Below are 25,239 nucleotides of genomic sequence, written 5' to 3'. Positions count from 1 at the left end.
CAGCAGATCGTCGACAAGCTGATCAAGCCGCTCAACCCCAAGGCCACGCTCGACGAGTCGACGATGTTCCTGCCGGGCGCCGCGGGCTACGACATGTCCGTCCAGAACAACGGCATGAGCGCGTACGACAACGTGGACATCGCCGGTGCGAAGGCCCTCCTCCAGAAGGCCGGCGTCATGCACCCGGTCATCCGGTTCGCCTACCCGACCGACAACCCGCGTCGTGTCAGCGAGTTCCAGCTGATCCAGGCCTCCGCACAGCAGGCCGGCTTCACGGTGAAGGACGTCGGACAGCCGGCGGCGACCTACTTCCCGGCCCTGGCATCGTCCAAGGCCTACGACGCGTCGCTGTTCGCCTGGCAGTACACCTCGCTCGCCTACACGGGCAACCAGGCGGCCTTCCAGACCGGTGGTTCCTCGAACTACCAGGGCTACTCGAACAAGCAGGTCGACGCGTGGTGGAAGCAGCTGCAGTACAGCACCGGCACGGCTGACGACAACAACGCCCTGCTGGCCAAGATCGACAAGCAGGTCGTGGCGGATGCCGCGACGACGACGATCTTCCAGTTCCCCGACCTGACCGCATGGTCGGCGAAGGTGGACAACGTGAGCGACAACCCGATCGGTGTCCAGGTCTTCTGGAACTTCTGGGACTGGACCTCGCAGCACAAGGCGACCTCGTCGTCCAGCAAGTGATCCGCTCAGCCTGACCGAGAGGTCATGCCGCACGGAAAGTGGGGCGCCGAGGCAGCACATCTGCCTCGGCGCCCCACCCACGTGTCGGCGCAGCGATTCACAGCTCGCGCCGATGACTCCAAGACCCCTCGATCGGGGTACGTTTATGGGCGGCATCTGCGACACGACACGATCGTGATCCGCCGATCCGCTTGATCTAGAAAGGCCCATACATGGTCGCATTCCTCACCCGGAGGTTGCTCGCGTCCCTCTTGGTGCTGCTCATCGCCTCGTACATCGTCTACGTTCTGACGTGCTTCTCCGGCAATCCGCTGCAGGATCTGCTGGAGAGCAACGCACGAAACAAGGAACAGCTGATTGCGCAGCGCGTGCAGTACCTGCACCTGGACATCTCTCCGTTCCTGCGATACTTCCTCTGGCTCGGCGGCATCCTGTCCGCCTTCACCGGACACTTCACCCTCGGAGACTCGATCAGCGGGCAACCCGTGACAGCACAGCTCGGGACGGCGGCAATGTCGACGCTGCACCTGGTGCTGACCGCGACGATCGTCGCCATCATCTTCGGCGTGCTCATCGGCATCACCACGGCGCTGCGGCAGTACTCCTCGTACGACTACGGCGCGACGCTGCTGTCGTTCCTGTTCTTCTCGCTGCCGAGCTTCTGGCTGGCGGTCATGCTCAAGCAGTACATCGCCATCGGGTTCAACAACTTCCTCGGCGACCCCGTGATAGCCACGACCACGATCATCGTGCTCGCCGTGATCTCGGGCCTCGTGTGGCTCGCCATCATCGGCGGCACGCTCAGACGCCGGCTCATCGTGTTCGCCGTCTCGGCCGTCGCCACGGGCGCCGTCCTCGCGGCGCTGTCGCTGACCCAGTGGTTCGCCTACCCGAAACTGGGAGTCGTCGTGATCACCCTGATGGGGGTGGGCTCCGCGTTCCTGGTGACCGCTCTGTCCGCGGGCCTCGAGAACCGCAAGGCCCTGTACTCCTCGCTCGTCGTCGTCGTCATCGGCGCTGTGCTGTACTACCCGCTGCAGTACGTGTTCGAGTACATGAACCTCTGGATCATGGTCGTGCTCGGCCTCGCCGCGGTCGCGGTCGGCATCGTGGTGGGACTGCTGTTCCGCGGCAACGACAAGTGGGTCTCCGCTCGGGGTGCGGCGATCACCGCCGCCGTCATGGGCCTGCTCATGATGGTCGACCGCTACATGCAGGTGTGGAACGACTACATGAACGCCAGCTCCATCAGCGGGCGCCCGATCGCGACGATCGGTGCGTCGACTCCGGGGCTGTCGGGCGACTTCTGGGTGACCGGCGTCGACCAGTTCACGCACTACCTGCTGCCCACCATCGCCCTCATGCTCATCTCGCTGGCAAGCTACAGCCGGTACGCACGCGCCAGCATGCTCGACGTGATGAACCAGGATTACATCCGCACCGCACGCTCGAAGGGCCTCACCGAGCGCACCGTCGTGATGCGGCACGCGTTCCGCAACGCGCTCATCCCCATCGTGACGATCATCACGCTCGATTTCGGCGCGCTCATCGGTGGTGCCATCGTCACCGAGAACGTGTTCAGCATCCAGGGCATGGGCAATCTGTTCCAGCAGGCGATCAACCAGACCGACGTGAACACCGTCATGGGCGTGTTCCTCGTCACGGGCATCGCCGCGATCGTGTTCAACGTGATCGCCGACGTCGTCTACTCCTCCCTCGACCCACGAATCCGGGTGTCCGCATGACAGACAAGAGCCAGGACCCGTCGGGTCTCCACCGCGACGAGCCGCATTTCCGCAGCGACTCCGTCCTTCCCCCCGCCGACACGACCGAGCCCATCGGCCTCGACACCGAGTCCGTGATCGTCGCGGAGCACTCCGAGAACGCGATCGAGATGAAAGAGGTGGAGGGCCTCAGCCAGGGCAAGATCATCTTCCGCCGGTTCATCCGCCACAAGGGCGCGATGATCTCGCTGGTGGTGCTCCTGTTCGTGGTCGCGATCTCGTTCAGCGCCGAGGGCATCAACGCGATCGGTCTGCACATCCCGGGCTGGTGGAAGTTCAACTACTACCAGATCAACCCCATCGTCAACGACACGGCGCCCACTCTGCAGCTGTGGCCGTTCAGCCTCGGCGACCACCCGTTCGGACAGGACGAGGTCGGCCGCGACGTGTTCGCGGAGGTCATGCGCGGCATCCAGCAGTCGATCATGATCATCGTCGTGATCGGTCTCGTCTCGACGACGATCGGCGCGGTCATCGGCGCCGTCGCCGGCTACTACGGCGGTCGCATCGACGCACTCCTCATGCGCATGACCGACATGTTCATCATCGTTCCGCTCATCCTGCTGGCCGCCATCGTCGGCCACTACGCGCAGGGATCGGGCTCGTTCGTGCTCGCGCTGATCCTCGGACTTCTTCTGTGGACGTCGCTGGCGCGACTCGTGCGAGGCGAGGTGCTCGCTCTGCGCGAGCGCGAGTTCGTGGAGGCGGCCAAGGTCGCCGGCGCCTCGAACGCCCGGATCATGTTCAAGCACATCCTGCCGAACGCCGCCGGTGTGATCATCGTGTCGGCCACCCTCACGATGTCCGCCGCCATCCTGCTGGAAGCCGCCCTCAGCTACCTGCAGCTCGGCGTGCAGCCGCCGGACGTGTCGCTGGGAAGCCTCATCGGGCTCTACCAGAACTCGTTCGAGACCCGGCCGTGGCTCTTCTGGTGGACCGGCATCTTCATCGTGATCATCGCGCTGACGATCAACTTCATCGGCGACGGTCTGCGCGACGCGTTCGACCCGCGTCAGCGCCGCATCCTGAACCGCAAGGCGAAGGCGGCGCAGACCGCGGCGCGCGAGAAGCCGACCACCGTCGAGCCTCAGCCGACCGCGTGACGGCGATGACGATCCACAGGGCGGCCCCCGGGGTGCGCGCGAGCGCGCCCCGGCGGCGCCGTCCGGTGTCAGACCAGGATGCCGACCGCCGTCGCGACCACGAGCGCACCGAGAACGATCAGCTGCCAGGTGTGCCACGTGGTGACCACGCCGGTGCCGTCGATCGTCGCCGCGTCGAGCTGACCGTCGCGGCGCAGTTCGTCCCAGTAGCGGCGGATGTTGAGGGCGGCGAGGCCGGAGTCGGAGCTGGGGATGTCGCCGATGCGCACCGACCCGCCGGCGCCGTACGTCGAGTCCGGAAGGTGCGCCACATCGGACTTCGCGGCCCGGTAGGTCGTGATGCGGCTCGGACCGGGAGCGGCCCACGCGGTGAACTTCGCGTCGCGCGTGCGGATCGTGAGCGAGTACTTGGTGTCGACGTCGATGATCGCGGGCCACGTGATGCGCACGGTGCGCGCGAGGTTCACGAGCGTCACGCCGGCCGCATCGACGCCGACCGCCGGCATCCAGAACAGCAGCCAGCACCCGAATGCGGCGAGCAGGAACGCGGGCGTGTACCGCAGCGCGGTTCCGGCGTCGCCCAGGGCGATCAGCGAGACGATGCAGACCGCGACGATCGCCCAGACGAGAATGCACAGAATCAGGCCGAATCGCGGCCGCAGGACGACGGGTTGAGTCACCGCTTCATGGTGTCACAGGGCCCGGCGAAAGGAACTCGAGCGTCATGAGCGCAACTATCGACACGGGCGTGAAGCCCGTCCTCAAGATCAAGGATTTCGGTGTCGACTTCTGGGTGGACGGCACCTGGTATCCGGCCGCCATCGACATGGCGTACGAGGTCATGCCCGGAGAGGTGCTCGCCATCGTGGGCGAGTCCGGCTCGGGCAAGAGCTCGAGTTCGATGGCGCTGCTGGGTCTGATGCCGCCGAACGGCCGCATGCACGGGCATATCGAGTTCGCGGGCAAGGACATCAGCCGGGCGACCCCGACCCAGCTGCGCCGCATGCGCGGCGAGGAGATGGCGGTCATCTTCCAGGAGCCGATGACCGCTCTGAACCCGGTGTACACGATCGGCTTCCAGATCATCGAGATGCTGCGCGTGCACAAGGCGATGACGCCCGGGGCGGCGCGGGTGCGCGCGATCGAGCTGCTCGAGCTCGTCGAGATGCCGGCCCCGGAGACCTCGGTCGACAAGTACCCGCACCAGCTCTCCGGCGGACAGCGTCAGCGCGCCATGATCGCGATGGCCCTGGCGTGCGACCCGAAGCTGCTGATCGCCGACGAGCCCACCACCGCCCTCGACGTGACCGTGCAGGCGGAGATCCTCGACCTGATGCGGGTGCTTCGCGAGAAGGTGGATGCCGCCATCGTGCTGATCACGCACGACATGGGTGTCGTCGCCGACATCGCCGACAAGATCATCGTCATGAAGGACGGGCGCATCGTCGAGGCCGGCGAGATCGTCTCGGTCTTCCAGAACCCGCAGCATCCCTACACGCGGCAGCTGCTGGCCGCGGTGCCGAAGCTGAGCCTCGACGCCGCGGCGGAGGACGTGCCGACCCCGGAGGAGCGCACCGATCAGCCGGTGCTGCGTTTCGCCGACGTCACGATCGAATACCCCAAGCGCGGCCGGATCCCCGCCTTCCGCGCCGTGGAGGAGGCCAGCTTCGAGATCTACCCCGGTGAGGTCGTCGGGCTCGTCGGCGAGTCGGGCTCGGGCAAGAGCACGATCGGCCGGGCGGCCGTCGGCCTGCTTCCGGTGCACTCCGGCGTGCTCGCGGTCAACGGCCACGACATCGCGTCGATGAGTGCGAAGGAGCTCCGCACCGCGCGCCGGCACATCGGCATCGTGTTCCAGGACCCGGGATCCTCGCTGAACCCGCGCATCCCCATCGGGGAGAGCATCGGCGAGCCGATCATGCTCGCCGGCGAGGCCCGTGGGCACGCGCTGAACAAGCGGATCGAGAAGCTCCTGGACGACGTGGAGCTTCCCCGCTCCTTCCGCAACCGCTATCCGCACGAGCTGTCCGGCGGGCAGCGCCAGCGCGTCGGCATCGCCCGGGCCATTGCGCTCCGTCCCCCGCTGCTCATCGCCGACGAGCCGACCTCGGCTCTGGACGTGTCGGTGCAGGCGCGCTTCCTGACACTGCTGCAGAACCTGCAGCAGGAGCTGCGGTTCGCGTGCCTGTTCATCACCCACGACCTGGCGGTGATCGACGTGCTCGCGCACCGGATCGTGGTGATGAACCACGGCAAACTCGTCGAGCAGGGCACGAAGGACCAGGTGCTGCGCAACCCGCAGGACCCGTACACCCAGCGCCTCATCGCCGCGGTGCCGCTGCCCGACCCGGTGCTGCAGCGCGAGCGACGGGCGCAGCGCGCGCAGCTGCTCGGCCTCGGCGACGCCGCGGGGGACAGCGCCGCGGAGGCCTGATCCGGCGGGCGTTCAGACGTCCTTGATAGACTGGTGGGTGGCCCGCATCCGGGCCACCTCCCCGATCTCAAGGACACCGTCATGGCGCATGCCCTCCGCCCGGATCTTCGCAACGTCGCGATCGTCGCCCACGTCGACCACGGCAAGACCACCCTGGTGGATGCGATGCTGCGTCAGACCGGCTCGTTCGGCGAGCACGCGCACGTCGAAGAGCGCGCGATGGACTCGAACGACCTGGAGCGTGAGAAGGGCATCACGATCCTCGCCAAGAACACGGCGATCACCTACAACGGCGCCCACACCGACGTGCCGGTGACGATCAACGTCATCGACACGCCCGGTCACGCCGACTTCGGCGGCGAGGTCGAGCGCGGTCTGTCGATGGTCGACGGTGTGGTGCTGCTGGTGGATGCCTCGGAGGGCCCGCTGCCGCAGACCCGCTTCGTGCTGCGCAAGGCGCTGGAGGCGAAGCTTCCCGTCATCCTGCTGGTGAACAAGACCGACCGCCCGGACGCCCGCATCGCGGAAGTCGAGGAGGAGAGCCACGACCTGCTGCTGGGTCTCGCGTCCGACCTGCACGAGGACGTCCCGGACCTCGACGTGGACGCGCTCCTCGACGTGCCGGTGGTCTACGCGTCCGGCCGTGCCGGCGCGGCATCCCGCACCCGTCCCGCGAACGGCGACCTGCCCGACAACGACGACCTCGAGCCGCTGTTCGAGGCGATCCTCGAGCACGTGCCGGCACCGTCGTACGACGACGAGGCGCCGCTGCAGGCGTGGGTGACCAACCTCGACTCGTCGCCGTTCCTCGGCCGTCTCGCCCTGCTCCGCGTCTTCAACGGCACGCTGCGCAAGGGGCAGACCGTCGCCTGGGTGCGCCACGACGGCACGCACTCGAACGCGCGCATCACCGAGCTGCTGAAAACCCGGGCCCTCGAGCGCTTCCCCGCCGAGGAGGCCGGCCCCGGCGACATCGTCGCCGTCGCCGGCATCGAGGAGATCACCATCGGCGAGACGATCGCCGACCCGGAGGACGTCCGCGCGCTCCCCGCGATCCACGTCGACGACCCCGCGATCTCGATGACCATCGGCACGAACACGTCGCCCCTCGTCGGCAAGGTCAAGGGGCACAAGCTCACCGCCCGCATGGTCAAGGACCGACTCGACCGCGAGCTCGTCGGCAACGTCTCGCTCAAGGTCGTCGAGATCGGTCGTCCGGATGCCTGGGAGGTGCAGGGCCGCGGCGAGCTGGCCCTCGCCATCCTCGTCGAGAACATGCGCCGTGAGGGCTTCGAGCTCACCGTCGGCAAGCCCCAGGTGGTCACCAAGAAGGTCGACGGCAAGACCCACGAGCCGTTCGAGCACCTGACCATCGACGCCCCCGAGGAGTACCTCGGCGCGATCACCCAGCTCATGGCGGCGCGCAAGGGCCGCATGGAGACGATGACCAACCACGGCACCGGGTGGGTGCGCATGGAGTTCATCGTGCCGTCGCGCGGCCTCATCGGCTTCCGCACCGAGTTCCTCACCACCACCCGCGGCACCGGCATCGCGAACGCGATCTCGCACGGGTACGAGCCGTGGGCCGGCCACATCGTGACCCGCCAGAACGGCTCGATCGTCGCGGACCGCTCGGGCGTGGTGACCCCCTTCGCGATCATCGCCCTGCAGGAGCGCATGTCGTTCTTCGTGCAGCCCACCGAAGAGGTCTACGAGGGCATGGTCATCGGCGAGAACTCGCGCGCCGACGACATGGACGTGAACATCACCAAGGAGAAGAAGCTCACCAACATGCGCTCCTCCACGGCGGACACGTTCGAGTCCATGACGCCGCCGCGCACCCTCTCGCTCGAGGAGTCGCTCGAGTTCGCCCGCGACGACGAATGCGTCGAGGTGACGCCGGAGAAGGTGCGCATCCGCAAGGTCGTGCTGGATGCCACCGAGCGCGGCCGCGCCGCCGCGCGTCTGAAGCGCCAGGACGCCAACGCCTGACCCTGATCGTCTGCGAGACGCGCACAGGCCGGCGCACGATCCGTCACGAACGGCCCCCTCGGGGCGCCGTTCGTGACGGATTCGCCGTCTGGGCCCGCGGGGGTCAGCGCAGCTCGGAGATGAGCACGGCGGAGGTGCCGGGCTCCAGGGCCTCGAACACGTGGGCCGCATCCCCAGGATAGGCGAGGTAGTCGCCCGGCCGCAGCTCTTCGGCCGACTCGGCCGGTCCGACGAGCGCGCGCCCGGCGATCAGCACCACGTGCTCGGTGGTGCCGACGTGGTGGGGGAGGGAGCGCCGCGGCTCGCCGGGCTCGGCCTGGAGAAGGTACAGATCGCGCCGGGCGCCCGGGGGGCAGGCCGAGATGAGCGTCGCCACGTACGGCGCCGCAGCGGAGGGCACACCGGCATAGGCATCGGCGCGGATGAGGGTCGGCGCGTTGACGCGCTCCTCCACGAAGGCGGCGAACGGCAGGCCCAGCGCGTCCGCGATCGCCCAGAGCGTCTCCACACTCGGGCCCGTGGCGCCGCTCTCGAGCTGCGAGACGGTGGCCTTGGAGACCCCGGCCCGACGGGCCAGCTCCGAGACGGAGAGACCGGCGGCTTCGCGCTCACGGCGCAGGGAACGGGAGATGCGAGCGCGCAGATCGTCCATCCGGCCAGTATTCCAAACAATCGTTCGCCTTGACAGACGATGATCACGTGTTCAGAATGATGATCATGCGTTCAGAGTGGCGAACGACCGGTGGGGCGGACGACGCCGCCCGCATCGAGGCCCGTCGCGCCGTGCGCACCGGTCTCGGCGTCGCGATCGCGACGAGTGCCTACGGTGTCTCCTTCGGCGCGCTGGCCGTGGCATCCGGGCTGAGCGTCTGGCAGGCGTGCGTGCTCAGCCTCGTCATGTTCACGGGTGGGTCGCAGTTCGCGTTCGTCGGCGTGATCGCGGCCGGGGGACTCGCCGCGGCGCCGGCGGCGATCGCGTCGGCCGCCCTGCTCGGGGTGCGCAACGTCGCCTACGGCATGCGGATGGCCCCGGTGGTCGGCACGAGCCTGTGGCGCCGTGTGGCGGCGATGCCCTTCACGATCGACGAGTCGACCGCGGTGTCCCTCGCGCAGACCTCGGGCCGTGCCCGCACGCTCGGATTCTGGGTGACCGGCATCGGGATCTATCTCGGGTGGAACCTGACGACGTTCGCCGGTGCGCTTCTCGGCGACGTGCTCGGCGACCCCAAGGCGTACGGGCTGGATGCCGCGGCCGCGGCCGCGTTCCTCGCCCTGCTGTGGCCGCGGCTGCGCCGGCGCCAGGCGATCGCCGTCGGTGTGGCCGCAGCCGTGGTGGCGGCTGCGACGACGCCCACGCTGATGCCGGGTCTTCCCGTGCTGGTGGCGGCCCTGGTGGCGATCGTCGTGGGGTGGTTCAACTGGCTGGGCGCGAAGGACGGCGCCGCGCCGGCGGAGCCCGACGACGTCGCGGAGCGGGAGGGCCTGCCGTGACCCTGTGGAACGCCGTGCTCGCGGCATCCATCGCGTGCGTCGCACTCAAGACGATCGGATACCTCGTACCGGCGCGTCTCATCGAGGCGCCGCGCACCGCGCGCATCACCGACCTGCTCACGGTGGCGCTGCTCGGGGCGCTCGTGGCCGTGCAGGCACTGGGAGCGGGGCAGGCGGTGACCGTGGACGCCCGGGTCCCGGCGCTGTTCGTCGCGGCGGGACTGCTGCTGCTTCGTGCACCGTTCCTGGTGGTCGTGGTGGCCGCCGCCGTCGTCGCCGCCGCGCTGCGCCTGCTCGGCTGGGCCGCATAGCCGTCGCCCCTAGACTGACCGCGTGAAGCTGAACCGCATCCTGGCCTGGTTCACCGCGCTCGTGATCGGAGCCGCATACGGCACGGCCTCGACGATCTCCCACGGCTTCCGGATCGGCGGGTGGCCGGTGGGTCTCGTCATCGTGGTCCTCGGCGCGGGCGCCATGCTGCTGGCGGTGCGCCTGCTGGTGGAGGACCGCTGGGCGACCGTCGCGTGCGGCGCGGGGCTGCTGCTCGCCACCGCCCTGTTCTCGCAGGAAGGACCGGGCGGCTCGGTGATCGTCCCGAGCGGTCGGTCGGATGCCATCGGGCCGGTGAACCTCGGGATCGCGTGGTTCGTGTGCGCGGCGGTGCTGGTGCTCGTGGCCGTCCTCTGGCCCGACACGAAACGTCACCGTCCCGACGGCTCGAACTAGACTGAACACGTGACTTACGTGATCGCCCTGCCCTGTGTGGATGTCAAAGACCGCGCTTGTATCGACGAGTGCCCGGTGGACTGCATCTACGAGGGCGAACGCTCGCTCTACATCCACCCGGACGAGTGCGTCGACTGCGGTGCGTGCGAGCCGGTGTGCCCCGTCGAGGCGATCTACTACGAAGACGACCTGCCGGACGAATGGCAGGACTACTACAAGGCCAACGTCGAGTTCTTCGACGACCTGGGCTCCCCGGGCGGCGCCGCCAAGGTCGGCGTGATCCACAAGGACCACCCGATCATCGAGGCCCTGCCGCCGCAGGACCACTGACGTGGGGGTCGCGGACCTCGCCGAATACCCCTGGGACGCGGTCGCTCCGTACGCCGAGCGAGCCCGCCGCCACCCCGACGGCATCGTCGACCTGTCGGTCGGGTCGCCCGTCGATCCGACTCCGCAGCCGGTCCGCGACGCGCTGGCGGACGCGACCGATGCACACGCCTACCCGCAGACGATCGGAACTCCCGCGCTGCGCGAGGCGATCGTCGACTGGTACGCGCGCCGCCGCGGCGTTCCCGGGCTGACGACGGCGCAGGTGCTCCCCACCGTCGGGTCGAAGGAGCTCGTCGCGCTGCTGCCGCTGCTGCTCGGCCTCGGACCGGGCGACATCGTCGTGCATCCGCGTGCCGCGTACCCGACCTATGCCGTCGGCGCCGCGCTCGTGGGGGCCACGGCGGTCGCCGCGGACGATCCCGCGGAATGGCCGGACGGCACGCGCCTGATCTGGGTCAACAGCCCCGGCAACCCCGACGGACGGGTGTGGGATGCCGGATCCCTGGTATCGGCCGCGGCACGGGCGCGGGAGCTCGGGGCCGTGCTCGCCGGCGACGAATGCTATGCGGAACTCGGCTGGGAGGCGCCGTGGGACGTCGAGCCCATCCCGTCGGTGCTGGATCCCCGCGTGACGGATGGTGCGGCCACCGGCATCCTGTCGGTGTACTCGCTCAGCAAGCAGTCGAACCTCGCCGGCTACCGTGCGGCGTTCCTCGCCGGTGACGCGGAACTGGTCTCGCGGCTGCTCACCGCCCGCAAACACCTCGGCCTCATGCTGCCCGCTCCCGTGCAGCACGCGATGGTCGCCGCCCTGCAGGATGACGCGGATGTCGCCGCCCAGAAGGAGCGCTACCGCGCCCGGCGCGAGGTGCTCAAACCCGCCGTCGAGGCGGCCGGGTTCCGCATCGACGCGAGCGAGGCCGGCCTGTATCTGTGGGCCACCGAAGGGCGCGATGCGTGGCAGAGCCTGGACCGTCTCGCCGACGCCGGGATCCTCGCCGGACCGGGTCATTTCTACGGCGACGCGTTCCCGCAGCACGTGCGCTTCGCGCTCACCGCTCCCGACGAGCGGATCGCCGCGGGCGCTGCACGCCTGCGCTCCCTGTGACCGCCCCGTGTCAGGAGGGCCTCTGCACGGCCGCTAGGCTGGACGCACAGCGAGGCCGGTGACCGCCGGCAAACGCTTCGGGGCGTCCACCGGGACGACCCCTTCTTCGTCAGCCACCCCATCCGCAAGGAGGCGCCGTGAGCACTGCAGTGAACGAGCCGAACAAGGCGACACTGACTCTGAACGGCAAGACCGTCGATCTGCCGGTGCTGCACGCCACCGACGGGACCCCCAGCGTCGATGTGTCGGCGCTCACGCGGGCCACCGGGCACACCGCCCTGGACTACGGCTTCGTCAACACGGCTGCCACGAAGTCCGCCATCACGTTCATCGACGGGGATGCCGGCATCCTGCGCTACCGCGGCTACCCGATCGAGCAGCTGGCGAAGAACAGCACGTACCTCGAAGTGGCCTGGCTGCTGATCTACGGCGAGCTGCCGACCACGTCGCAGCTCGAGGAGTTCGACAACAACATCCGGCGGCACACGCTGCTGCACGAGGACCTGAAGCGCTTCTTCTCGGCGCTGCCGCACACCGCGCACCCGATGTCGGTGCTGTCGTCCGCCGTGTCGGCGCTGTCCACGTACTACGAGCACCAGTCCGACCCGCACAACCCCGAGCACGTCGAGCTCAACACGGTGCGGATGCTGGCGAAGCTCCCCGTGATCGCCGCGTACGCGCACAAGAAGAGCAAGGGGCAGGCCTTCCTGTACCCGGACAACTCGCTGAGCTTCGTCGACAACTTCCTCAAGCTCAACTTCGGCGTGCTGAGCGAGATCTACCAGGTCAACCCGGTGATGTCGCGCGCCCTCGAGCGCCTCCTGATCCTGCACGAGGACCACGAGCAGAACGCCTCCACGTCGACGGTGCGCCTGGTCGGCTCCACCGGTGCGAACCAGTTCTCGTCGATCTCGGCCGGGATCAACGCGCTGTACGGGCCGCTGCACGGCGGCGCGAACGAGGCCGTGCTCGACATGCTCCGTCAGATCCGCGAGTCCGGCGAGTCCGTGCAGCGGTTCGTGGAGCGGGTCAAGAGCAAGGAAGACGGCGTGAAGCTCATGGGCTTCGGGCACCGCGTCTACAAGAACTACGATCCGCGGGCGCGCCTGGTCAAGGAATCGGCCGACGAGGTGCTCACCGAGCTCGGCGTCAGCGACCCGCTCCTCGACCTCGCCAAGGAGCTCGAGGAGATCGCCCTCCACGACGACTACTTCGTGGAGCGGCGCCTGTACCCGAACGTCGACTTCTACACCGGCGTGATCTACAAGGCGATGGGCTTCCCGACGCGCATGTTCACGGTGCTGTTCGCGATCGGTCGCCTTCCCGGCTGGCTCGCCCAGTGGCGCGAGGCGGTCAGCGACCCGCAGACCAAGATCGGCCGTCCGCAGCAGCTGTACATCGGTGCCCCCCGCCGGGACTACCCGGGCACCGTCTGACGCACGTGCACTCCTACGAGCCGCGCCTCGGGCACGGACTCGCGCACGATCCGCTGAACTCGATCGTCGCGCCGCGACCCATCGGCTGGATCTCCACGGTCTCCGCCGACGGCGTGCGCAACCTGGCTCCGTACAGCTTCTTCAACCTGTACGGGTACCGCCCGCCGATCGTGGGGTTCACCAGCACCAGCTGGAAGGACAGCGTCGCCAACGTGCAGGCGACGGGTGAGTTCGTCTGGAACCTGGCGACCCGGCCGCTCGCCGAGCGCATGAACGCGAGCTCGGCCGAGGTGCCCGCGGATGTCGACGAGTTCGAGCTGGCGGGCCTCGACGCGGTGGCATCCACCCTCGTCACCCCGGAGCGCGTCGCCGGCACCCCGGTGGCCTTCGAGTGCCGGCTGACCCAGCTGATCAACCTCACCGACGTGCACGGCGCGCCGACGGCCGGCTGGCTGACCCTCGGCGAGGTGGTCATGGTGCACATCACCGAGGACGTGCTCGTGAACGGGTCCTACGACACCGTCGCGGCGCACCCGATCGTGCGCGGCGGCGGTCCGGTCGACTACTGGGAGATCACCGATGCGGGGCGCTTCCGCATGAAGCGGCCCTGACCTCCGGCACGGCTGCGGTGGGGCTTCTGGGAGAATGGACGGCATGTCACGTCTTCTCGTCCGTCGTCCGTCGCCGCGTCTCGCCGAAGGCGAGCTGACCCATATCGAGCGCGTCCCGGTGGACGCCGATCTTGCGCTCGAGCAGTGGCGTCGGTACGTGGACGTGTACCGTTCCCGCGGGTGGGAGGTCATCGAGATCGAGGCGGCCGACGATCATGCCGACGGGGTGTTCGTCGAGGACGCCGTCGTCATGTTCGGCGAACTCGCCGTCATCACGCGGCCCGGTGCGGATTCGCGGCGCGGGGAGATCGTCACCGCCGCGGCGACGCTCCAGGACGCCGGGATCCCCGCCGTGCGCATCGAGGAGCCCGGGACCCTGGACGGGGGAGACGTGCTGAAGGTCGGCCACACCGTCTACGTCGGGCAGACGCTGCGCACGAATGCCGCCGGCATCGAGCAGCTGCGCACGCACCTCGCCCCGCGCGGGTGGGAGGTCGTCTGCGTCCCCGTCACCAAGGTGCTGCATCTGAAGTCGGGCGTCACCGCTCTGCCGGACGGCACCGTCGTCGGCTACGAGCCCCTCGTGGACGACCCGGCCGTCTACCCGGACTTCCTCGCCGTGCCGGAGGAGCACGGCACGGCCGTGGTGGTGCTCGACGAGCGCACCGTGCTGATGTCCTCCGACGCCCCGCAGACCGCAGACCTCTACCGCAGTCGCGGTCTCGAGGTCATCACCACCCCGATCTCGGAGTTCGAGAAGCTCGAAGGCTGCGTCACCTGCCTGTCGGTGCGCGTGCGCGACTGATCCAGTCGTCTCACGCAGCGACGACGGCCGGAAGGATTCCCCTCCGGCCGTCGTATGCACATGCCCGTCAGGCGGCGTCCACGAACGCCTCGTCCGGGGATGCCGACAGGGGGACGATCGCGGCGGACGTGCGCCGGGCCGGACGGACCGCGAGCACGATGATCGCGGCGACCACGGCCGCCGCGGCCAGCGACAGCCAGGCGACGGTGTAGCCGCCCAGGGCGGGCGAGGAGCCCGGCGTCACCGATCCGAAGACGACGGCGGCCGCGAATGCGGAGCCGACGGCCGATCCGATCGTGCGCAGGTTGGCGTTGACGCCGGTCGCGATGCCGGTGCGGTCGGCGGGGACGCTCTCCACGATGATGCTGGCGGACGAGGCGTACGCCAGCCCGATGCCGAGGCCGAAGACACCGCCGGCGGCCGCGAGCTCCCACACCGCCCGGTGCTCGAGGACGGCGAAGACGACGCCGGCCGCCATGAGGGCCGCTCCGAGCGCCATCATCACGCGGAGCGGAATGACGCGCGCGATCGCTCCGGTCGCGAATCCCACGCTGGACATGCCGACCAGCAGCGGCAGAAGCGTGAGCCCGGCGCTCTGCACGCCGAGGCCCAGACCCCACCCGGATGCCGTGGGCGTCTCGAGGAACTGCGGAAGGTATCCCCAGAAGCCGAATGCGGCGGCGCCGATCAGCAGCGCGGCGGCGTTGACGGGCCAGATGGCGCGATCTGCCATGAGCCGCAGGTCGACGAGCGGCTCCGCGGAGCGCAGCTCGGTGACGATCCACGCCGCGATGAGCACGACCGCCGCCCCGAAGAGCGCGACGGTGAGGGGCGCTCCCCATCCCCACCGGGCGCCCGAGCTGAGCGGGACGAGCAGTACGACCAGCCATCCGGACAGGAGCGTCGCGGACAGGCCGTTCACCCGGCCCACGGCGCGGGCGGAGCTCTGTGGGACGAGCACGACGGTCAGCAGGATGCCGGCGACCGCCACGACGAACGGCACCGCGAAGATGCCGTGCCAGCCGAGGAGTTCCGCCAGCGGTCCGGCGAGGACGCTGCCCGCGGCACCGCCGATGCCGATGATCGCGCTCGTGGCGCCGATGGCACCGGTGAGCCGCTCGGCCGGCATGACGTCCCGCAGCAGGCCGAACGCCAGCGGGAACAGCGCGCCGCCGATCCCCTGCAGCACCCGGGCGGCGACGAGCACCGTCAGATCCGGGGCGAAGGAGGCGACGATGTCGCCGAGCGCGACGACGGCGAGGACGCCGAGGAACGTGTTCCGGCGGCCGCGGAGGTCGCCGATGCGCCCGAGCAGGGGAGTGGCGACCGCGGCGGCGATGAGCCATGCGGTGATGGTCCAGGAAGCGGCATCCGCCGTCACGCCGTCGTCGGAGGCGATGAGCGGGATGACGGGGATGACGAGGTTCTGAAGCAGGGCGAGGGAAGCGACGCTGATCGCGATCGCGGTGAACGCCGCCCGGGATGAGGTGAGGGGTGCGGTGGGCATCGACGGGGCCTTCCGAAAGAGTGCGGATCCGGTGAATGCGAGGTAAAGTAGGAGGAGCCCTCCGAACGGAGAGTGCCTCCGGTTAGAGATTACCGGAGGGTGGCTCCGTTTTGCAAGGCCCGATTTCACCGACTTCTCGAAGGGCGGTCCCGATGCCGGTTGTCGAGCGGGTGCCCGCACTCGAGGCGCGCCGACCGAAGCGCGCCGACGCGGCCCGGAACTTCGACGCGCTCGTCGCGGCGGGGCGCGCCGCGTTCGCCGAGCACGGATCGGCGGCCTCCCTCGACGACATCGCGCGTCGTGCAGGGGTGGGCATCGGCACGCTCTACCGGAACTTCCCGACGCGTGACGACCTGATCGAGACGCTCTATCTCGGCGAGGTGGATGCGCTGGCGGATGCCGCGGACGAGGTCGCGGATCTCGAGCCCTGGGCGGCGCTGCGGGCGTGGCTGGACCGGTTCGTCGCGTACGTCGGAACCAAGCACGCCCTGCTGGACGGGCTCAACCGCGAATCGACCGTGCTGGGGGAATGCCGCGCGATCATGCTGTCGGCGGGGGAGCCGTTGCTGCTGCGTGCGCAGGCGGCGGGAGAGGTCGTGCCCGGGGTCACGATCGGAGACCTCGTCAAGCTCGTCTCAGGCGTCGCCGCGGTGGCCTACGAGGACGCCGCCCAGCGAGACCGCGTGCTGAACCTGGCGATCAACGCCATCCGGATCTGATCACGCCCGTCAGGCGTGCAGCGCCTCGTTGAGCGTGACGCCCACCCCGTTGCGCTCGACGGCTTCGACGGCACCGGTGAGCGAATTGCGCCGGAACAGGATGCCGCTCCGCCCGGAGAGCTCCGCGCCCTTCGCCGTCGGCCGCGTGCCGTCGGCGCGGACGGGCTGGTCGGCGAGCACGATCTTCGAGCCGGCCGTGACGTACAGGCCGGCCTCGACGATGCAGTCGTCGCCGAGCGAGATCCCGATGCCCGCGTTCGCACCGAGCAGGGTCCGGGCTCCGATCGAGACGCGGTGCGTGCCGCCGCCGGACAGGGTGCCCATGATGGATGCCCCGCCGCCGATGTCGCTGCCCTCGCCGACCACGACGCCCTGGGAGATGCGTCCCTCGACCATGGACGAGCCGAGCGTGCCCGCGTTGTAGTTGACGAAGCCCTCGTGCATCACGGTCGTGCCGGGGGCGAGGTGGGCGCCGAGACGCACTCGGGAGGCATCCGCGATCCGGACCCCGGCGGGGATGACGTAGTCCGTCAGGCGCGGGAACTTGTCCAGTCCCTGCACCTCGATGCCCGCGGCCTGCAGCCGCGGGCGGAGCCGGGTGAGGGCGTCCGGGTGCACGGGGCCGGCGTTCGTCCACGCGACGTTCGGCAGGTGCGCGAAGATGCCGTCGAGGTTGACCTCGTTCGGCCGCACCAGGCAGTGCGAGAGCACATGCAGGCGCAGGTAGGCGTCGACGGTGGACGCCGGGGCGGCATCCAGGTCGATCTCCACCACGATCACCTCGGTGCGCACCGCGCGGCGGTCGTCGGAGCCGGCGGCGTCGTCGAGCGCCGACGTGTCGGGTGCATCGGGCGCGGCGCCGATCGCGGGCTGCGGGTACCAGGCGTCGAGCACCGTCCCGTCCTCTGCGATCGTCGACAGTCCGATTCCCCATGCGCGGCGTTCACTCATGGGTTCCAGGCTACTGGGCGGACACCCGGGGTCCCGTCCGTGTGACGGCCTAGACTCGAGGGATGCCGGAGCTCGATCTGTCCGCGTCCTCTGCCGACCTCACCCGCGCCATCTGCGACGTGCCGAGCGTGTCCGGCGACGAGACACCCCTTGCCGACGCGATCCACGCGGCCATCGGCGGGCTCGCGCACCTCGACGTGTACCGCGACGGCGACACGATCGTCGCGCGCACGGACCGCGGGCGCGCGCAGCGCGTGGTGATCGCGGGGCACATCGACACCGTCCCCATCAACGCCAACGTCCCCACCCGCGACATCGAGCTCGACGGCGCGCCATACATCTGGGGGCGCGGCACGGTCGACATGAAGGCGGGCGTCGCCGTGCAGCTGAAGCTCGCGGCCGAGCTCGTGGACCCCCGCATCGACGTGACGTGGATGTGGTACGACCACGAGGAGGTCGCCGCGGAGCTGAACGGCCTGAACCGGCTGTCGCAGACCCGGCCCGACCTGTTCGCGGGCGACTTCGCGATCCTCGGCGAGCCGTCCAACGGCGAGGTCGAAGGCGGGTGCAACGGCAACCTTCGTGCGATCGTGCGCACCCACGGCGTCCGCGCGCACAGCGCACGCGCGTGGATCGGCGAGAACGCCATCCATCGCGCGGCGCCGGCGCTCATGCGACTGGCCGAGTACCGGCCGCGCGATGTCGCCGTGGAGGGCCTCGTCTACCGCGAGGGCCTGAACGCGGTGCGCATCGGCGGCGGCGTCGCGGGCAACGTCATCCCCGACCTGTGCGAGATCGAGGTCAACTACCGCTTCGCGCCGAGCCGTTCGGTGGCCGAGGCCGAGGACCACGTGCGCAACGTCTTCGAGGGCTTCGAGGTCGAGGTCGTGGACAGCTCGGAGGGCGCCCGGCCTGGGCTGGATGCACCCCTCGCCCAGGAGTTCGTCGCGGCCGTCGGCGCCACGCCCAAGCCGAAGTACGGCTGGACGGACGTCGCGCGCTTCTCGGCGCTCGGCGTCCCGGCGGTCAACTACGGGCCCGGCGACCCGCACCTGGCCCACCACGACGAAGAGCGGGTGCCGGTCGCCCAGATCGAGGGCGTGGAGCAGGGTCTTCGCACGTGGCTGACGGCGTCCTGACCGCGGCGGTCGCCGAGTCCCGCGCCGCGCGCTGGCGAGCCCTGCCGGCGTGGCTGCGCATCGGCATCCTCTATCTCGCCGCGCGGGTCGTCACCACGGCGATGCTGGCGGGAGCGTCCGCGCTGTCCGGGCCGTCGTCACGCTTCGGCGTCGCGCCCGGCGTGGGCGACCTCATGCTCGGGTGGGACGCCCAGTGGTACTGGTTCACCGCCGTCAACGGGTACCCGTCGACGCTGCCGCTGACGGACGGCGGGCAGGTCGCGGAGAACCAGTGGGCCTTCATGCCGGTGTACCCGTACCTCGCGCAGATCCTCGGCACCCCCGCCGGATCGTGGGGTGTCGGAGCCGTGCTGATCTCCCTCGCCTCGGGGTACCTCGCGGCGCTGGTGCTGCACCGGATGCTGCGCACCCGGCTGGATCGCTCGGCGTCGATGTGGGCGGTGGCGTTCTTCGTCGCGGGGCCGCTGTCGGCGCTGTTCGAGCTCGGCTACGCCGAGGCGCTCGGCCTCCTCTGGCTGATGCTGATCCTCTGGTGCGTGCTGCAGCGCCGCTACGGCTGGCTGTACCTGCTGATCCCGCTCTTCGGGTTCACGCGGCCGGGCGTGCTCGCCGTCGCGCTCTTCCTCGGACTCTTCGGCATCCGACGGCTGCTGGGGCGGCGCACCGAGCCGCTGCATGCGGCCGAGGTCGTGCACATCACCGCCCTCGCCGTCTGGGCGGCGGTGATCGGCGTCTCGTGGCAGGTGATCGCGGGACTCGTCACCGGCGACCGCACCGCCTACCTGGTCACGGAGCTCGCCTGGCGGCGCAACTGGCTTCCGGATGCGACGGCCGTGTTCGCCCCGTTCGACGGTTTCCTGCAGGGCGTCGCGTTCTGGTTCTCGATGTGGGGCCTGCCGGCGACGGTGGGCTACGTGGTGCTGGCACTGGTCGTGGTCGCGGTGGCCGCGGTGCTCCTGTTCGAACCGCACGTGCGCCTGCTCGGAGCGGAGCTGCGGCTGTGGTCTGCGAGCTACGTGGTCTACCTGCTCGCGGTGTTCTTCCCGCAGTCGAGCATCTTCCGGCTGCTGTTCCCCCTGTCGCCGCTGTGGGGCGCGGTCGCGGCGCCGCCGTCGCGCGCCTGGCGCGTCACCGTGCTCGCCCTGGGCCTCGTCGGCCAGTGGTGGTGGATCTACAACATGTACGGGCTGGGAGACACGTATTGGCGCGTTCCGTGACGGCGCGTGTCCGGCGGCGCCCGCTCCCGGCATGGCTGACGGTCGCGCTCTGGTACGTCGCCGCGCGGGTGGTGACCACCGCCATGTTCCTCGGTGCGTCGGCCCTCTCCGGGCCGAAATCGCGACTGGGCGAGCATCCGACACTCTGGCGCTACCTGACGGCATACGACGCCACCTGGTATCGGCTCACCGCCGAGCACGGGTATCCGACGACTCTTCCGCTGACGCCCGACGGGACGGTCGCCGCGAATCCGTGGGCGTTCCTGCCCGTCTACCCGTATCTCGCGAAGCTGGTCGGCGCGCCGTTCCACTCGTGGGCCGTGGGCGGCATCGCCGTGTCCGTGATCGCCGGATACCTCACCGCCCTGGTGCTCCATCGGATCTGGCGGATGAAGCTCGACCCGTCGGCCTCGATGTGGGCGGTGGTGTTCTTCGTCTCCGGCCCGCTCGCGGCCCTCTTCCAGATCGCCTACGCGGAGTCGCTCGGCGAGCTGTGGCTGGTGCTCATCCTGTGGAGCGTGCTGCGGCGCCGCTACGGCTGGTCGTACCTGCTCATTCCGCTCTTCGGCTTCACGCGGCCGGGGGCGCTCCCGGTCGCGTTGTTCCTCGGGCTGTACGGCATCTGGCGGCTGCTGAACCGCCGCACCGAGGCCCTGCGCGCGGTCGAAGCGGCGCACATCGCGGTGCTCGCCGTGTGGGCCGCGGTCATCGGCTTCGCGTGGCAGATCATCGCCGGTCGCGTCACCGGCGACGGCAACGCGTATCTCGAGACCGAGTTGGCATGGCGTCGCCATTGGCAGCCCGGTGCGTCCGACGCCTTCGCACCGTTCCAGGGCTTCGTGCAGGGGATCGCCTTCTGGTGCTCCAAGCACCACGTCCCGGTGGCGGCCGGGCTGGCGGCTCTTCTCGTCGGCGTGCTGGCTGCCGCCGCGCTGCTGCTGTTCGAGCCCCACGTGCGCCGGCTCGGCGTCGAATTGCGGCTCTGGACCGCCAGCTACCTGCTCTATCTGCTGGCGGTGTTCTTCCCGCAGTCGAGCGTCTTCCGGCTGCTGTTCCCGACCGCCCCGATCTGGGGAGCCGCCGCGGCCCCTCGATCCCGTCTCTGGCGGTTCGGCGTACTCCTGGTGTGCCTGCTCGGACAGTGGTGGTGGATCTACACGATGTACGGACTCGGGAACGGCATCTGGCGCATCCCCTGACGCCGTGCCGATTTCGGGGCCGCCGGGCGCTCAGGATAAACTAAGGATTCAGACCTCTAACGAAAGGGAGCGCCGATGGCAGCTATGAAGCCGCGAACCGGAGATGGACCGATGGAGGCCGTCAAGGAAGGGCGCCTGATCATCGTGCGCGTTCCGCTCGAGGGCGGCGGCCGACTGGTCGTGTCGGTCAACGACGACGAGGCGAAAGAGCTCTACGACGTGCTCGGCGGCGTGGTGAACGCCTGACCGCACATGCGGAGAAGAGAACGGCCGGTCCTGGGACCGGCCGTTCTTGGTCTGTCGCGGCGTCGTCTCCTACGCGTCGGCGACCGTGGTGAGCTGCAGCAGTCCCTCGCCCGAGGTCGAGATCGCCGCGATGACCGCCGGCGAGGACTGCGTCTCGTGGATGAGAGTGCGGTATGCGGTGGTCACGGCATCCCGCTTGACCGGGTCGGCCACGGCACCTCCGCGGGTCACCCGCGGAACCAGCACGATGCCGCCGGGGCGCACCAGGCGGAGTCCGTGCTCGACGTAGTCGATGACGCCCTCCGGGTCGGCGTCGATGAGCACGACGTCGTAGGACGCCTCGTTCATGCGGGGGAGCACTGTCGCGGCCCGGCCGGTGATGAACCGCGTGCGTGCGGCGGGGACCTTCGCCTGGGCGAACGCCTGCCGCGCGGCGGCGAGGTGCTCCGGCTCGCTGTCGATCGTGGTGAGCACGGCGCGCGGCGCGCCGTGCAGCAGCCAGAGCCCGGACACGCCCGCTCCGGTGCCGATCTCGACGATGTTGAGCGCGTTGGCCGCGGCGGCGAGCACGGCGATCTGGGCGCCGATGGGCGGGCTGACGGGAGCGGCACCGAGTTCGAGGGCGTGGGCGCGAGCGCGGGCGATGTGCTCGGGTTCGACAGTGGCTTCCATGACGAAGCGCGCACTCGCGTCGTATTCACCCATTCGCATGACCTCCTCGGACACTCTACGCGGCGTTCGCGGAGGTTCCCGGCCCGCCACGGCAGGTAACCTGATACTCATGATCCTCGGCCTGACGATTGAGAAGCTGATCGTGATCGGGCTGATCGCGGCGATGCTCCTCGGACCCGAGCGCCTGCCCAAGTACGCGGCCCTGCTCGCGCAGTTCACCGTGCGCGCCCGCGAGTTCGTCAACGGCGCGAAGGATCGCATGCGCGAGGAGATGGGCGACGAGTTCGACGACGTCGACTGGCGCAAACTCGACCCGCGTCAGTACGACCCGCGCCGGATCATCCGCGAGGCGCTGCTGGACGACGCGCCGATCGCGGCGAGCTCGGCGTTCGCGCCGACCCCGGCGATCGACGAGCCGGCCGCCGAGGACGCCGCGGATGCCGGCACCACGTCGCGCACGGCCTTCGAACCGGGCCGCGTCCCGCCGTTCGACCTCGAAGCCACCTGACCCGCGACCGGTCACCGCACGGAGATGTCCAGGCGCCGGCCGGCGAGCCCGCGTCCCTGTGCGGCGATCGTCTCGGCCAGTGCCGTGATCGCACGGGCGGCGGCATCCTGCGGGGACGCCACGACGACCGGGATGCCGCTGTCGCCGGCGGTGCGAAGCGACGGGCTGAGCGGCACCGATGCGAGCAGCGGCACGACCTCGCCGCCGAGGGACAGCTGGTCGGCGACCACCTGGCCGCCTCCGCTGCCGAAGAGCTCCAGCACGGTGCCGTCGGGCAGCGTGAGCGGCGCCATGTTCTCCACGACGCCGACGACCCGCTGCCCGGTCTGCCGGGCGACGAGCCCGCTGCGGACGGCGACGTCCGCCGCCGCCGGCTGAGGAGTGGTGACCACGAGCACCTCGGCGTGGGGCAGCAGCTGGCCGACCGAGATCGCGATGTCGCCGGTGCCGGGCGGCATGTCCAGCAGCAGGATGTCGAGGTCGCCGAAGTAGACGTCGGTGAGGAACTGCTGCACGGTCCGGTGCAGCATCGGCCCCCGCCAGGCCACAGCCGAGCGCTCCTCGCCCTCGCGCAGGAACATGCCGATGGAGATGGCCTTCACGTCGTGCGCGACGGGCGGCACGATGAGGTCGTCGATGCGGGTGGGGCGCGTGACGTGGCCGTCCGCGTCGGTGAGGCCGAGGATGCCCGGGATCGAGAACCCGTGCACGTCCGCGTCGACGAGACCCACCCGCAAGCCACGGCGGGCGAGCGCGACCGCGAGGTTCGCGGTGAGCGACGACTTGCCCACGCCCCCCTTGCCGCTGGTCACCGCGATCACGCGGGTCAGCGAGTCGGGCGTGAACGGCATGTGCCGGACGCCGCGCAGACGTTCGATGAGGTCCGCGCGCTCCGCGGGCGTCATGACGGACAGCTCCAGGTCGACGGCGTCGACGCCGGCGACGGAGGCGGCGGCATCCCGCACGTCCTGCTCGATGCGCGCAGCGGCGGGGCAGCCGACGATCGTGAGCGCGATCTCGACCTGGGCGGTCGTGCCCGCGACGTCGGCCCGGCGCACCATGCCGAGCTCGGACAGCGGCCGGCGCAGTTCCGGATCGGTGACGGCCCCGACGGCGGCGACCAGCCGATCGCGCAGGCTGTCGGTGGTCACGATGCGGCGCGCTCCTGGTCGCGGACGTCGAGCTGTTCGAGCATCGTCTTCAGCTCGGCGCGGAGCATGTCGCGCGTGACCGTCTCGCTGGTCATGTCGCCGAGCGCCATGCGCAGGGCGACGATCTCACGCGCGAGGTACTCGGTGTCCGCGAGGTTCCGCTCCGCGCGCTGACGGTCCTGCTCGATCTGCACGCGGTCGCGGTCGTCCTGCCGGTTCTGCGCCAACAGGATGAGGGGGGCGGCGTACGACGCCTGGAGCGACAGGATGAGGGTCAGCAGCGTGTAGTTGCCGCGGGCGGGGTCGAACTGCCACACCGGGGGCAGCGCCGTGTTCCACACCAGCCAGATGATCACGAAGATGCTCATGCCGATGAGGAAGCCCGACGTCCCCATCGCCCGGGCGAAGGCCTCGGAGAAGCGCCCGAAGCGGTCGCTGGACTGCGACCGTCCGCGCCGGGCGGAGAGCCCGCGGGGGGCGTCGAGAGAAGTCTGCCGTGCGGAGCGGGCCATCAGCGCCTCCTCGGGATGCTCGCGGTGTCGGTGGGGACGGGGTCGGACCGGGAATCATGGGATCGCCAGTCCTCGGGCAGCAGGTAGTCGAGCACGTCGTCGACCGAGACCGCGCCGACGAGCCGGTGGGCTTGGTCGATCACGGGCAGCGAGACGAGGTTGTAGCTCGCGAGCATGCGGGCGACCTCGGCCGCCGAGGCGGTCGCGGGCACCGGATCCAGGGTGTCGTCGATGATCGCGCCGAGCCGCTCGTGCGGGGGGTAGCGCAGCATCCGCTGGAAGTGCACCGTGCCGAGCAGGCGACCGGTGGGCGTTTCGTACGGGGGCAGCGTGACGAACACTGCGGCGGCGAGCGCGGGGTGCAGTTCGTGCCGGCGGATGAGGGCGAGCGCCTCCGCGACGGTGGCATCCGCGGACAGCACGATCGGCTCGGACGTCATGAGACCGCCCGCCGTGTCGGGGTTGTACTTCAGCAGGGCGCGGATGTCCTCGGCCTCTTCGGGCTCCATGAGCTCGAGCAGGCCCTCGCGCTGCTCGTCGGACAGCTGCCCGAGCACGTCCGCCGCGTCGTCGGGTTCCATGGCGTCCAGGATGTCGGCGGCGCGCTCGTCGTCCAGGGACTCGAGGATGTGCACCTGCTCGTCCTCGGGCATCTCCTCGAGCGCGTCGGCCAGGCGGTCATCGCTCAGTTCGTCGACCACCTCGAGCAGGCGGTCCGCGGGCAGGTCCAGGAGGGTGTTGGCGAGGTCGGCGGGCTTGAGGTCCGAATACGTCGCGATGAGCTGTTCGGCGGACTGCGCCTCGCCGGGGTTCTGCTGCTCGCGCACGTCGCTCCACTGGGCGAACGTGGTGGGGCCCTTCGCGAAGGGGGACGCGGTGGTCTTCGGCGTGCGCAGGAACAG

At 69.9% G+C, this 25,239-nt stretch carries 27 protein-coding genes; 19 read left to right on the top strand and 8 right to left on the bottom strand.

Features of this window, described 5'->3' with window-relative positions; genetic code table 11:
- The 3 genes from VJR25_RS03275 to VJR25_RS03265 all read left to right on the top strand — a co-directional run.
- Positions 1 to 696: ABC transporter substrate-binding protein (locus tag VJR25_RS03275; protein WP_324112485.1), on the top strand; the 696-nt coding region annotated here is incomplete at its 5' end.
- A 212-nt stretch (positions 697 to 908) separates the two neighbouring features.
- Positions 909 to 2,441, top strand: a complete 1,533-nt coding sequence (locus VJR25_RS03270) for an ABC transporter permease (protein WP_324112483.1) — start codon at positions 909 to 911, stop codon at positions 2,439 to 2,441.
- On the top strand, positions 2,438 to 3,583 hold the full coding sequence (locus VJR25_RS03265) for an ABC transporter permease (protein WP_324112481.1): 1,146 nt from the start codon (positions 2,438 to 2,440) through the stop codon (positions 3,581 to 3,583). Before VJR25_RS03270 ends, VJR25_RS03265 begins: the two co-directional genes overlap by 4 nt.
- A gap of 68 nt (positions 3,584 to 3,651) precedes the next feature.
- Here VJR25_RS03265 and VJR25_RS03260 read toward each other — a convergent pair whose 3' ends face one another.
- Complete coding sequence (locus VJR25_RS03260; RefSeq protein ID WP_324112479.1) at positions 3,652 to 4,263, bottom strand: PH domain-containing protein; 612 nt, start codon at positions 4,261 to 4,263, stop codon at positions 3,652 to 3,654.
- Between the two features lie 44 nt (positions 4,264 to 4,307).
- Here VJR25_RS03260 and VJR25_RS03255 point away from each other — a divergent pair, with 44 nt between their 5' ends.
- Together VJR25_RS03255 and typA are read left to right on the top strand one after the other, a co-directional pair.
- Positions 4,308 to 6,017, top strand: a complete 1,710-nt coding sequence (locus tag VJR25_RS03255) for an ABC transporter ATP-binding protein (RefSeq protein ID WP_324112477.1) — start codon at positions 4,308 to 4,310, stop codon at positions 6,015 to 6,017.
- A gap of 81 nt (positions 6,018 to 6,098) precedes the next feature.
- Positions 6,099 to 8,009, top strand: coding sequence for a translational GTPase TypA (gene typA, locus VJR25_RS03250; protein WP_324112475.1), 1,911 nt, complete (start codon positions 6,099 to 6,101; stop codon positions 8,007 to 8,009).
- Positions 8,010 to 8,112: 103 nt separating this feature from the next.
- On the opposite strand, the gene VJR25_RS03245 is transcribed toward typA, so the two are convergent.
- Positions 8,113 to 8,661 carry an XRE family transcriptional regulator gene (locus VJR25_RS03245; RefSeq protein WP_324112474.1) on the bottom strand — a complete coding sequence of 183 codons (549 nt, stop codon included), beginning with the start codon at positions 8,659 to 8,661 and terminating at the stop codon, positions 8,113 to 8,115.
- Positions 8,662 to 8,726: 65 nt separating this feature from the next.
- Between VJR25_RS03245 and VJR25_RS03240 the strand changes: the two genes are divergently transcribed.
- The 8 genes from VJR25_RS03240 to ddaH all read left to right on the top strand — a co-directional run bounded on the left by VJR25_RS03240 (position 8,727) and on the right by ddaH (position 14,516).
- The gene (locus VJR25_RS03240; RefSeq protein WP_324112471.1) at positions 8,727 to 9,500 is read left to right on the top strand and encodes an AzlC family ABC transporter permease; all 774 of its coding nucleotides are present in this window, start codon (positions 8,727 to 8,729) and stop codon (positions 9,498 to 9,500) included.
- On the top strand, positions 9,497 to 9,811 hold the full coding sequence (locus VJR25_RS03235; RefSeq protein WP_324112469.1) for an AzlD domain-containing protein: 315 nt from the start codon (positions 9,497 to 9,499) through the stop codon (positions 9,809 to 9,811). The genes VJR25_RS03240 and VJR25_RS03235 overlap by 4 nt, the downstream gene beginning before the upstream one ends.
- Before the next feature lie 22 nt (positions 9,812 to 9,833).
- Positions 9,834 to 10,226: a histidinol dehydrogenase gene (locus tag VJR25_RS03230; RefSeq protein WP_324112467.1), complete on the top strand. Its 393-nt coding sequence runs from the start codon at positions 9,834 to 9,836 to the stop codon at positions 10,224 to 10,226.
- A gap of 9 nt (positions 10,227 to 10,235) precedes the next feature.
- Positions 10,236 to 10,556, top strand: a complete 321-nt coding sequence (gene fdxA, locus VJR25_RS03225) for a ferredoxin (protein ID WP_039396909.1) — start codon at positions 10,236 to 10,238, stop codon at positions 10,554 to 10,556.
- Position 10,557: 1 nt separating this feature from the next.
- Positions 10,558 to 11,664, top strand: a complete 1,107-nt coding sequence (gene dapC / locus VJR25_RS03220; RefSeq protein ID WP_324112464.1) for a succinyldiaminopimelate transaminase — start codon at positions 10,558 to 10,560, stop codon at positions 11,662 to 11,664.
- 137 nt (positions 11,665 to 11,801) lie between these two features.
- Positions 11,802 to 13,100 (top strand): citrate synthase, encoded by a 1,299-nt coding sequence (locus VJR25_RS03215; protein ID WP_324112462.1) that lies wholly within the window; start codon positions 11,802 to 11,804, stop codon positions 13,098 to 13,100.
- A 5-nt stretch (positions 13,101 to 13,105) separates the two neighbouring features.
- The gene (locus tag VJR25_RS03210) at positions 13,106 to 13,711 is read left to right on the top strand and encodes a flavin reductase family protein (RefSeq protein ID WP_324112458.1); all 606 of its coding nucleotides are present in this window, start codon (positions 13,106 to 13,108) and stop codon (positions 13,709 to 13,711) included.
- Positions 13,712 to 13,754: 43 nt separating this feature from the next.
- A complete protein-coding gene (gene ddaH / locus VJR25_RS03205) occupies positions 13,755 to 14,516 on the top strand; it encodes a dimethylargininase (protein WP_324112456.1) in 762 nt (253 codons plus the stop codon).
- Positions 14,517 to 14,583: 67 nt separating this feature from the next.
- Here ddaH and VJR25_RS03200 read toward each other — a convergent pair whose 3' ends face one another.
- Positions 14,584 to 16,023: an MFS transporter gene (locus VJR25_RS03200; RefSeq protein WP_324112454.1), complete on the bottom strand. Its 1,440-nt coding sequence runs from the start codon at positions 16,021 to 16,023 to the stop codon at positions 14,584 to 14,586.
- Positions 16,024 to 16,175: 152 nt separating this feature from the next.
- On the opposite strand from VJR25_RS03200, the gene VJR25_RS03195 reads away from it, so the two are divergent.
- Positions 16,176 to 16,742, top strand: coding sequence for a helix-turn-helix domain-containing protein (locus VJR25_RS03195; protein WP_324112452.1), 567 nt, complete (start codon positions 16,176 to 16,178; stop codon positions 16,740 to 16,742).
- A gap of 9 nt (positions 16,743 to 16,751) precedes the next feature.
- Here the strand turns inward: VJR25_RS03195 and dapD are convergent, their stop codons facing one another.
- On the bottom strand, positions 16,752 to 17,693 hold the full coding sequence (gene dapD / locus VJR25_RS03190; protein ID WP_324112450.1) for a 2,3,4,5-tetrahydropyridine-2,6-dicarboxylate N-succinyltransferase: 942 nt from the start codon (positions 17,691 to 17,693) through the stop codon (positions 16,752 to 16,754).
- A gap of 62 nt (positions 17,694 to 17,755) precedes the next feature.
- Here dapD and dapE point away from each other — a divergent pair, with 62 nt between their 5' ends.
- The 4 genes from dapE (at position 17,756) to VJR25_RS03170 (ending at position 21,494) form a co-directional block, all read left to right on the top strand.
- A complete protein-coding gene (dapE, locus tag VJR25_RS03185) occupies positions 17,756 to 18,832 on the top strand; it encodes a succinyl-diaminopimelate desuccinylase (protein ID WP_324112448.1) in 1,077 nt (358 codons plus the stop codon).
- Positions 18,814 to 20,049, top strand: a complete 1,236-nt coding sequence (locus VJR25_RS03180) for a hypothetical protein (protein WP_324112446.1) — start codon at positions 18,814 to 18,816, stop codon at positions 20,047 to 20,049. The genes dapE and VJR25_RS03180 overlap by 19 nt, the downstream gene beginning before the upstream one ends.
- Positions 20,046 to 21,248: a hypothetical protein gene (locus VJR25_RS03175; RefSeq protein ID WP_324112444.1), complete on the top strand. Its 1,203-nt coding sequence runs from the start codon at positions 20,046 to 20,048 to the stop codon at positions 21,246 to 21,248. Before VJR25_RS03180 ends, VJR25_RS03175 begins: the two co-directional genes overlap by 4 nt.
- A 75-nt stretch (positions 21,249 to 21,323) precedes the next feature.
- A complete protein-coding gene (locus VJR25_RS03170; RefSeq protein ID WP_082008066.1) occupies positions 21,324 to 21,494 on the top strand; it encodes a DUF3117 domain-containing protein in 171 nt (56 codons plus the stop codon).
- Positions 21,495 to 21,563: 69 nt separating this feature from the next.
- Here VJR25_RS03170 and VJR25_RS03165 read toward each other — a convergent pair whose 3' ends face one another.
- A complete protein-coding gene (locus tag VJR25_RS03165; protein ID WP_324112442.1) occupies positions 21,564 to 22,199 on the bottom strand; it encodes an O-methyltransferase in 636 nt (211 codons plus the stop codon).
- Between the two features lie 76 nt (positions 22,200 to 22,275).
- Between VJR25_RS03165 and VJR25_RS03160 the strand changes: the two genes are divergently transcribed.
- Positions 22,276 to 22,674, top strand: coding sequence for a Sec-independent protein translocase TatB (locus tag VJR25_RS03160; protein WP_324112440.1), 399 nt, complete (start codon positions 22,276 to 22,278; stop codon positions 22,672 to 22,674).
- An 11-nt stretch (positions 22,675 to 22,685) separates the two neighbouring features.
- Here VJR25_RS03160 and VJR25_RS03155 read toward each other — a convergent pair whose 3' ends face one another.
- The 3 genes from VJR25_RS03155 to VJR25_RS03145 form a co-directional block, all read right to left on the bottom strand.
- Positions 22,686 to 23,825: an Mrp/NBP35 family ATP-binding protein gene (locus tag VJR25_RS03155; RefSeq protein ID WP_324112438.1), complete on the bottom strand. Its 1,140-nt coding sequence runs from the start codon at positions 23,823 to 23,825 to the stop codon at positions 22,686 to 22,688.
- Positions 23,822 to 24,337, bottom strand: a complete 516-nt coding sequence (locus VJR25_RS03150; protein ID WP_324112436.1) for a DUF1003 domain-containing protein — start codon at positions 24,335 to 24,337, stop codon at positions 23,822 to 23,824. The genes VJR25_RS03155 and VJR25_RS03150 overlap by 4 nt, the downstream gene beginning before the upstream one ends.
- On the bottom strand, positions 24,337 to 25,239 hold a 903-nt coding region (locus tag VJR25_RS03145), incomplete at its 5' end, for a magnesium transporter MgtE N-terminal domain-containing protein (protein ID WP_324112434.1). The genes VJR25_RS03150 and VJR25_RS03145, both read right to left, overlap by 1 nt.

Source organism: Microbacterium sp., assembly GCF_035277845.1.
In the GTDB taxonomy this organism is placed as follows: Bacteria; Actinomycetota; Actinomycetes; order Actinomycetales; family Microbacteriaceae; genus Microbacterium.
Note: the sequence above shows the minus strand (reverse complement) of the source record. Positions and strands in the feature narration are given on the sequence as shown.

Coding starts and splice junctions, on each gene's coding strand:
- VJR25_RS03255 (WP_324112477.1), top strand. CDS start 4,308: ATGAGCGCAACTATCGACACGGGCGTGAAGCCCGTCCTCAAGATCAAG.
- VJR25_RS03160 (WP_324112440.1), top strand. CDS start 22,276: ATGATCCTCGGCCTGACGATTGAGAAGCTGATCGTGATCGGGCTGATC.
- VJR25_RS03200 (WP_324112454.1), bottom strand. CDS start 16,023: ATGCCCACCGCACCCCTCACCTCATCCCGGGCGGCGTTCACCGCGATC.
- dapD (WP_324112450.1), bottom strand. CDS start 17,693: ATGAGTGAACGCCGCGCATGGGGAATCGGACTGTCGACGATCGCAGAG.
- VJR25_RS03170 (WP_082008066.1), top strand. CDS start 21,324: ATGGCAGCTATGAAGCCGCGAACCGGAGATGGACCGATGGAGGCCGTC.
- VJR25_RS03240 (WP_324112471.1), top strand. CDS start 8,727: ATGCGTTCAGAGTGGCGAACGACCGGTGGGGCGGACGACGCCGCCCGC.
- VJR25_RS03165 (WP_324112442.1), bottom strand. CDS start 22,199: ATGGGTGAATACGACGCGAGTGCGCGCTTCGTCATGGAAGCCACTGTC.
- dapE (WP_324112448.1), top strand. CDS start 17,756: ATGCCGGAGCTCGATCTGTCCGCGTCCTCTGCCGACCTCACCCGCGCC.
- VJR25_RS03150 (WP_324112436.1), bottom strand. CDS start 24,337: ATGGCCCGCTCCGCACGGCAGACTTCTCTCGACGCCCCCCGCGGGCTC.
- VJR25_RS03195 (WP_324112452.1), top strand. CDS start 16,176: ATGCCGGTTGTCGAGCGGGTGCCCGCACTCGAGGCGCGCCGACCGAAG.
- typA (WP_324112475.1), top strand. CDS start 6,099: ATGGCGCATGCCCTCCGCCCGGATCTTCGCAACGTCGCGATCGTCGCC.
- VJR25_RS03270 (WP_324112483.1), top strand. CDS start 909: ATGGTCGCATTCCTCACCCGGAGGTTGCTCGCGTCCCTCTTGGTGCTG.
- VJR25_RS03245 (WP_324112474.1), bottom strand. CDS start 8,661: ATGGACGATCTGCGCGCTCGCATCTCCCGTTCCCTGCGCCGTGAGCGC.
- ddaH (WP_324112456.1), top strand. CDS start 13,755: ATGTCACGTCTTCTCGTCCGTCGTCCGTCGCCGCGTCTCGCCGAAGGC.
- VJR25_RS03265 (WP_324112481.1), top strand. CDS start 2,438: ATGACAGACAAGAGCCAGGACCCGTCGGGTCTCCACCGCGACGAGCCG.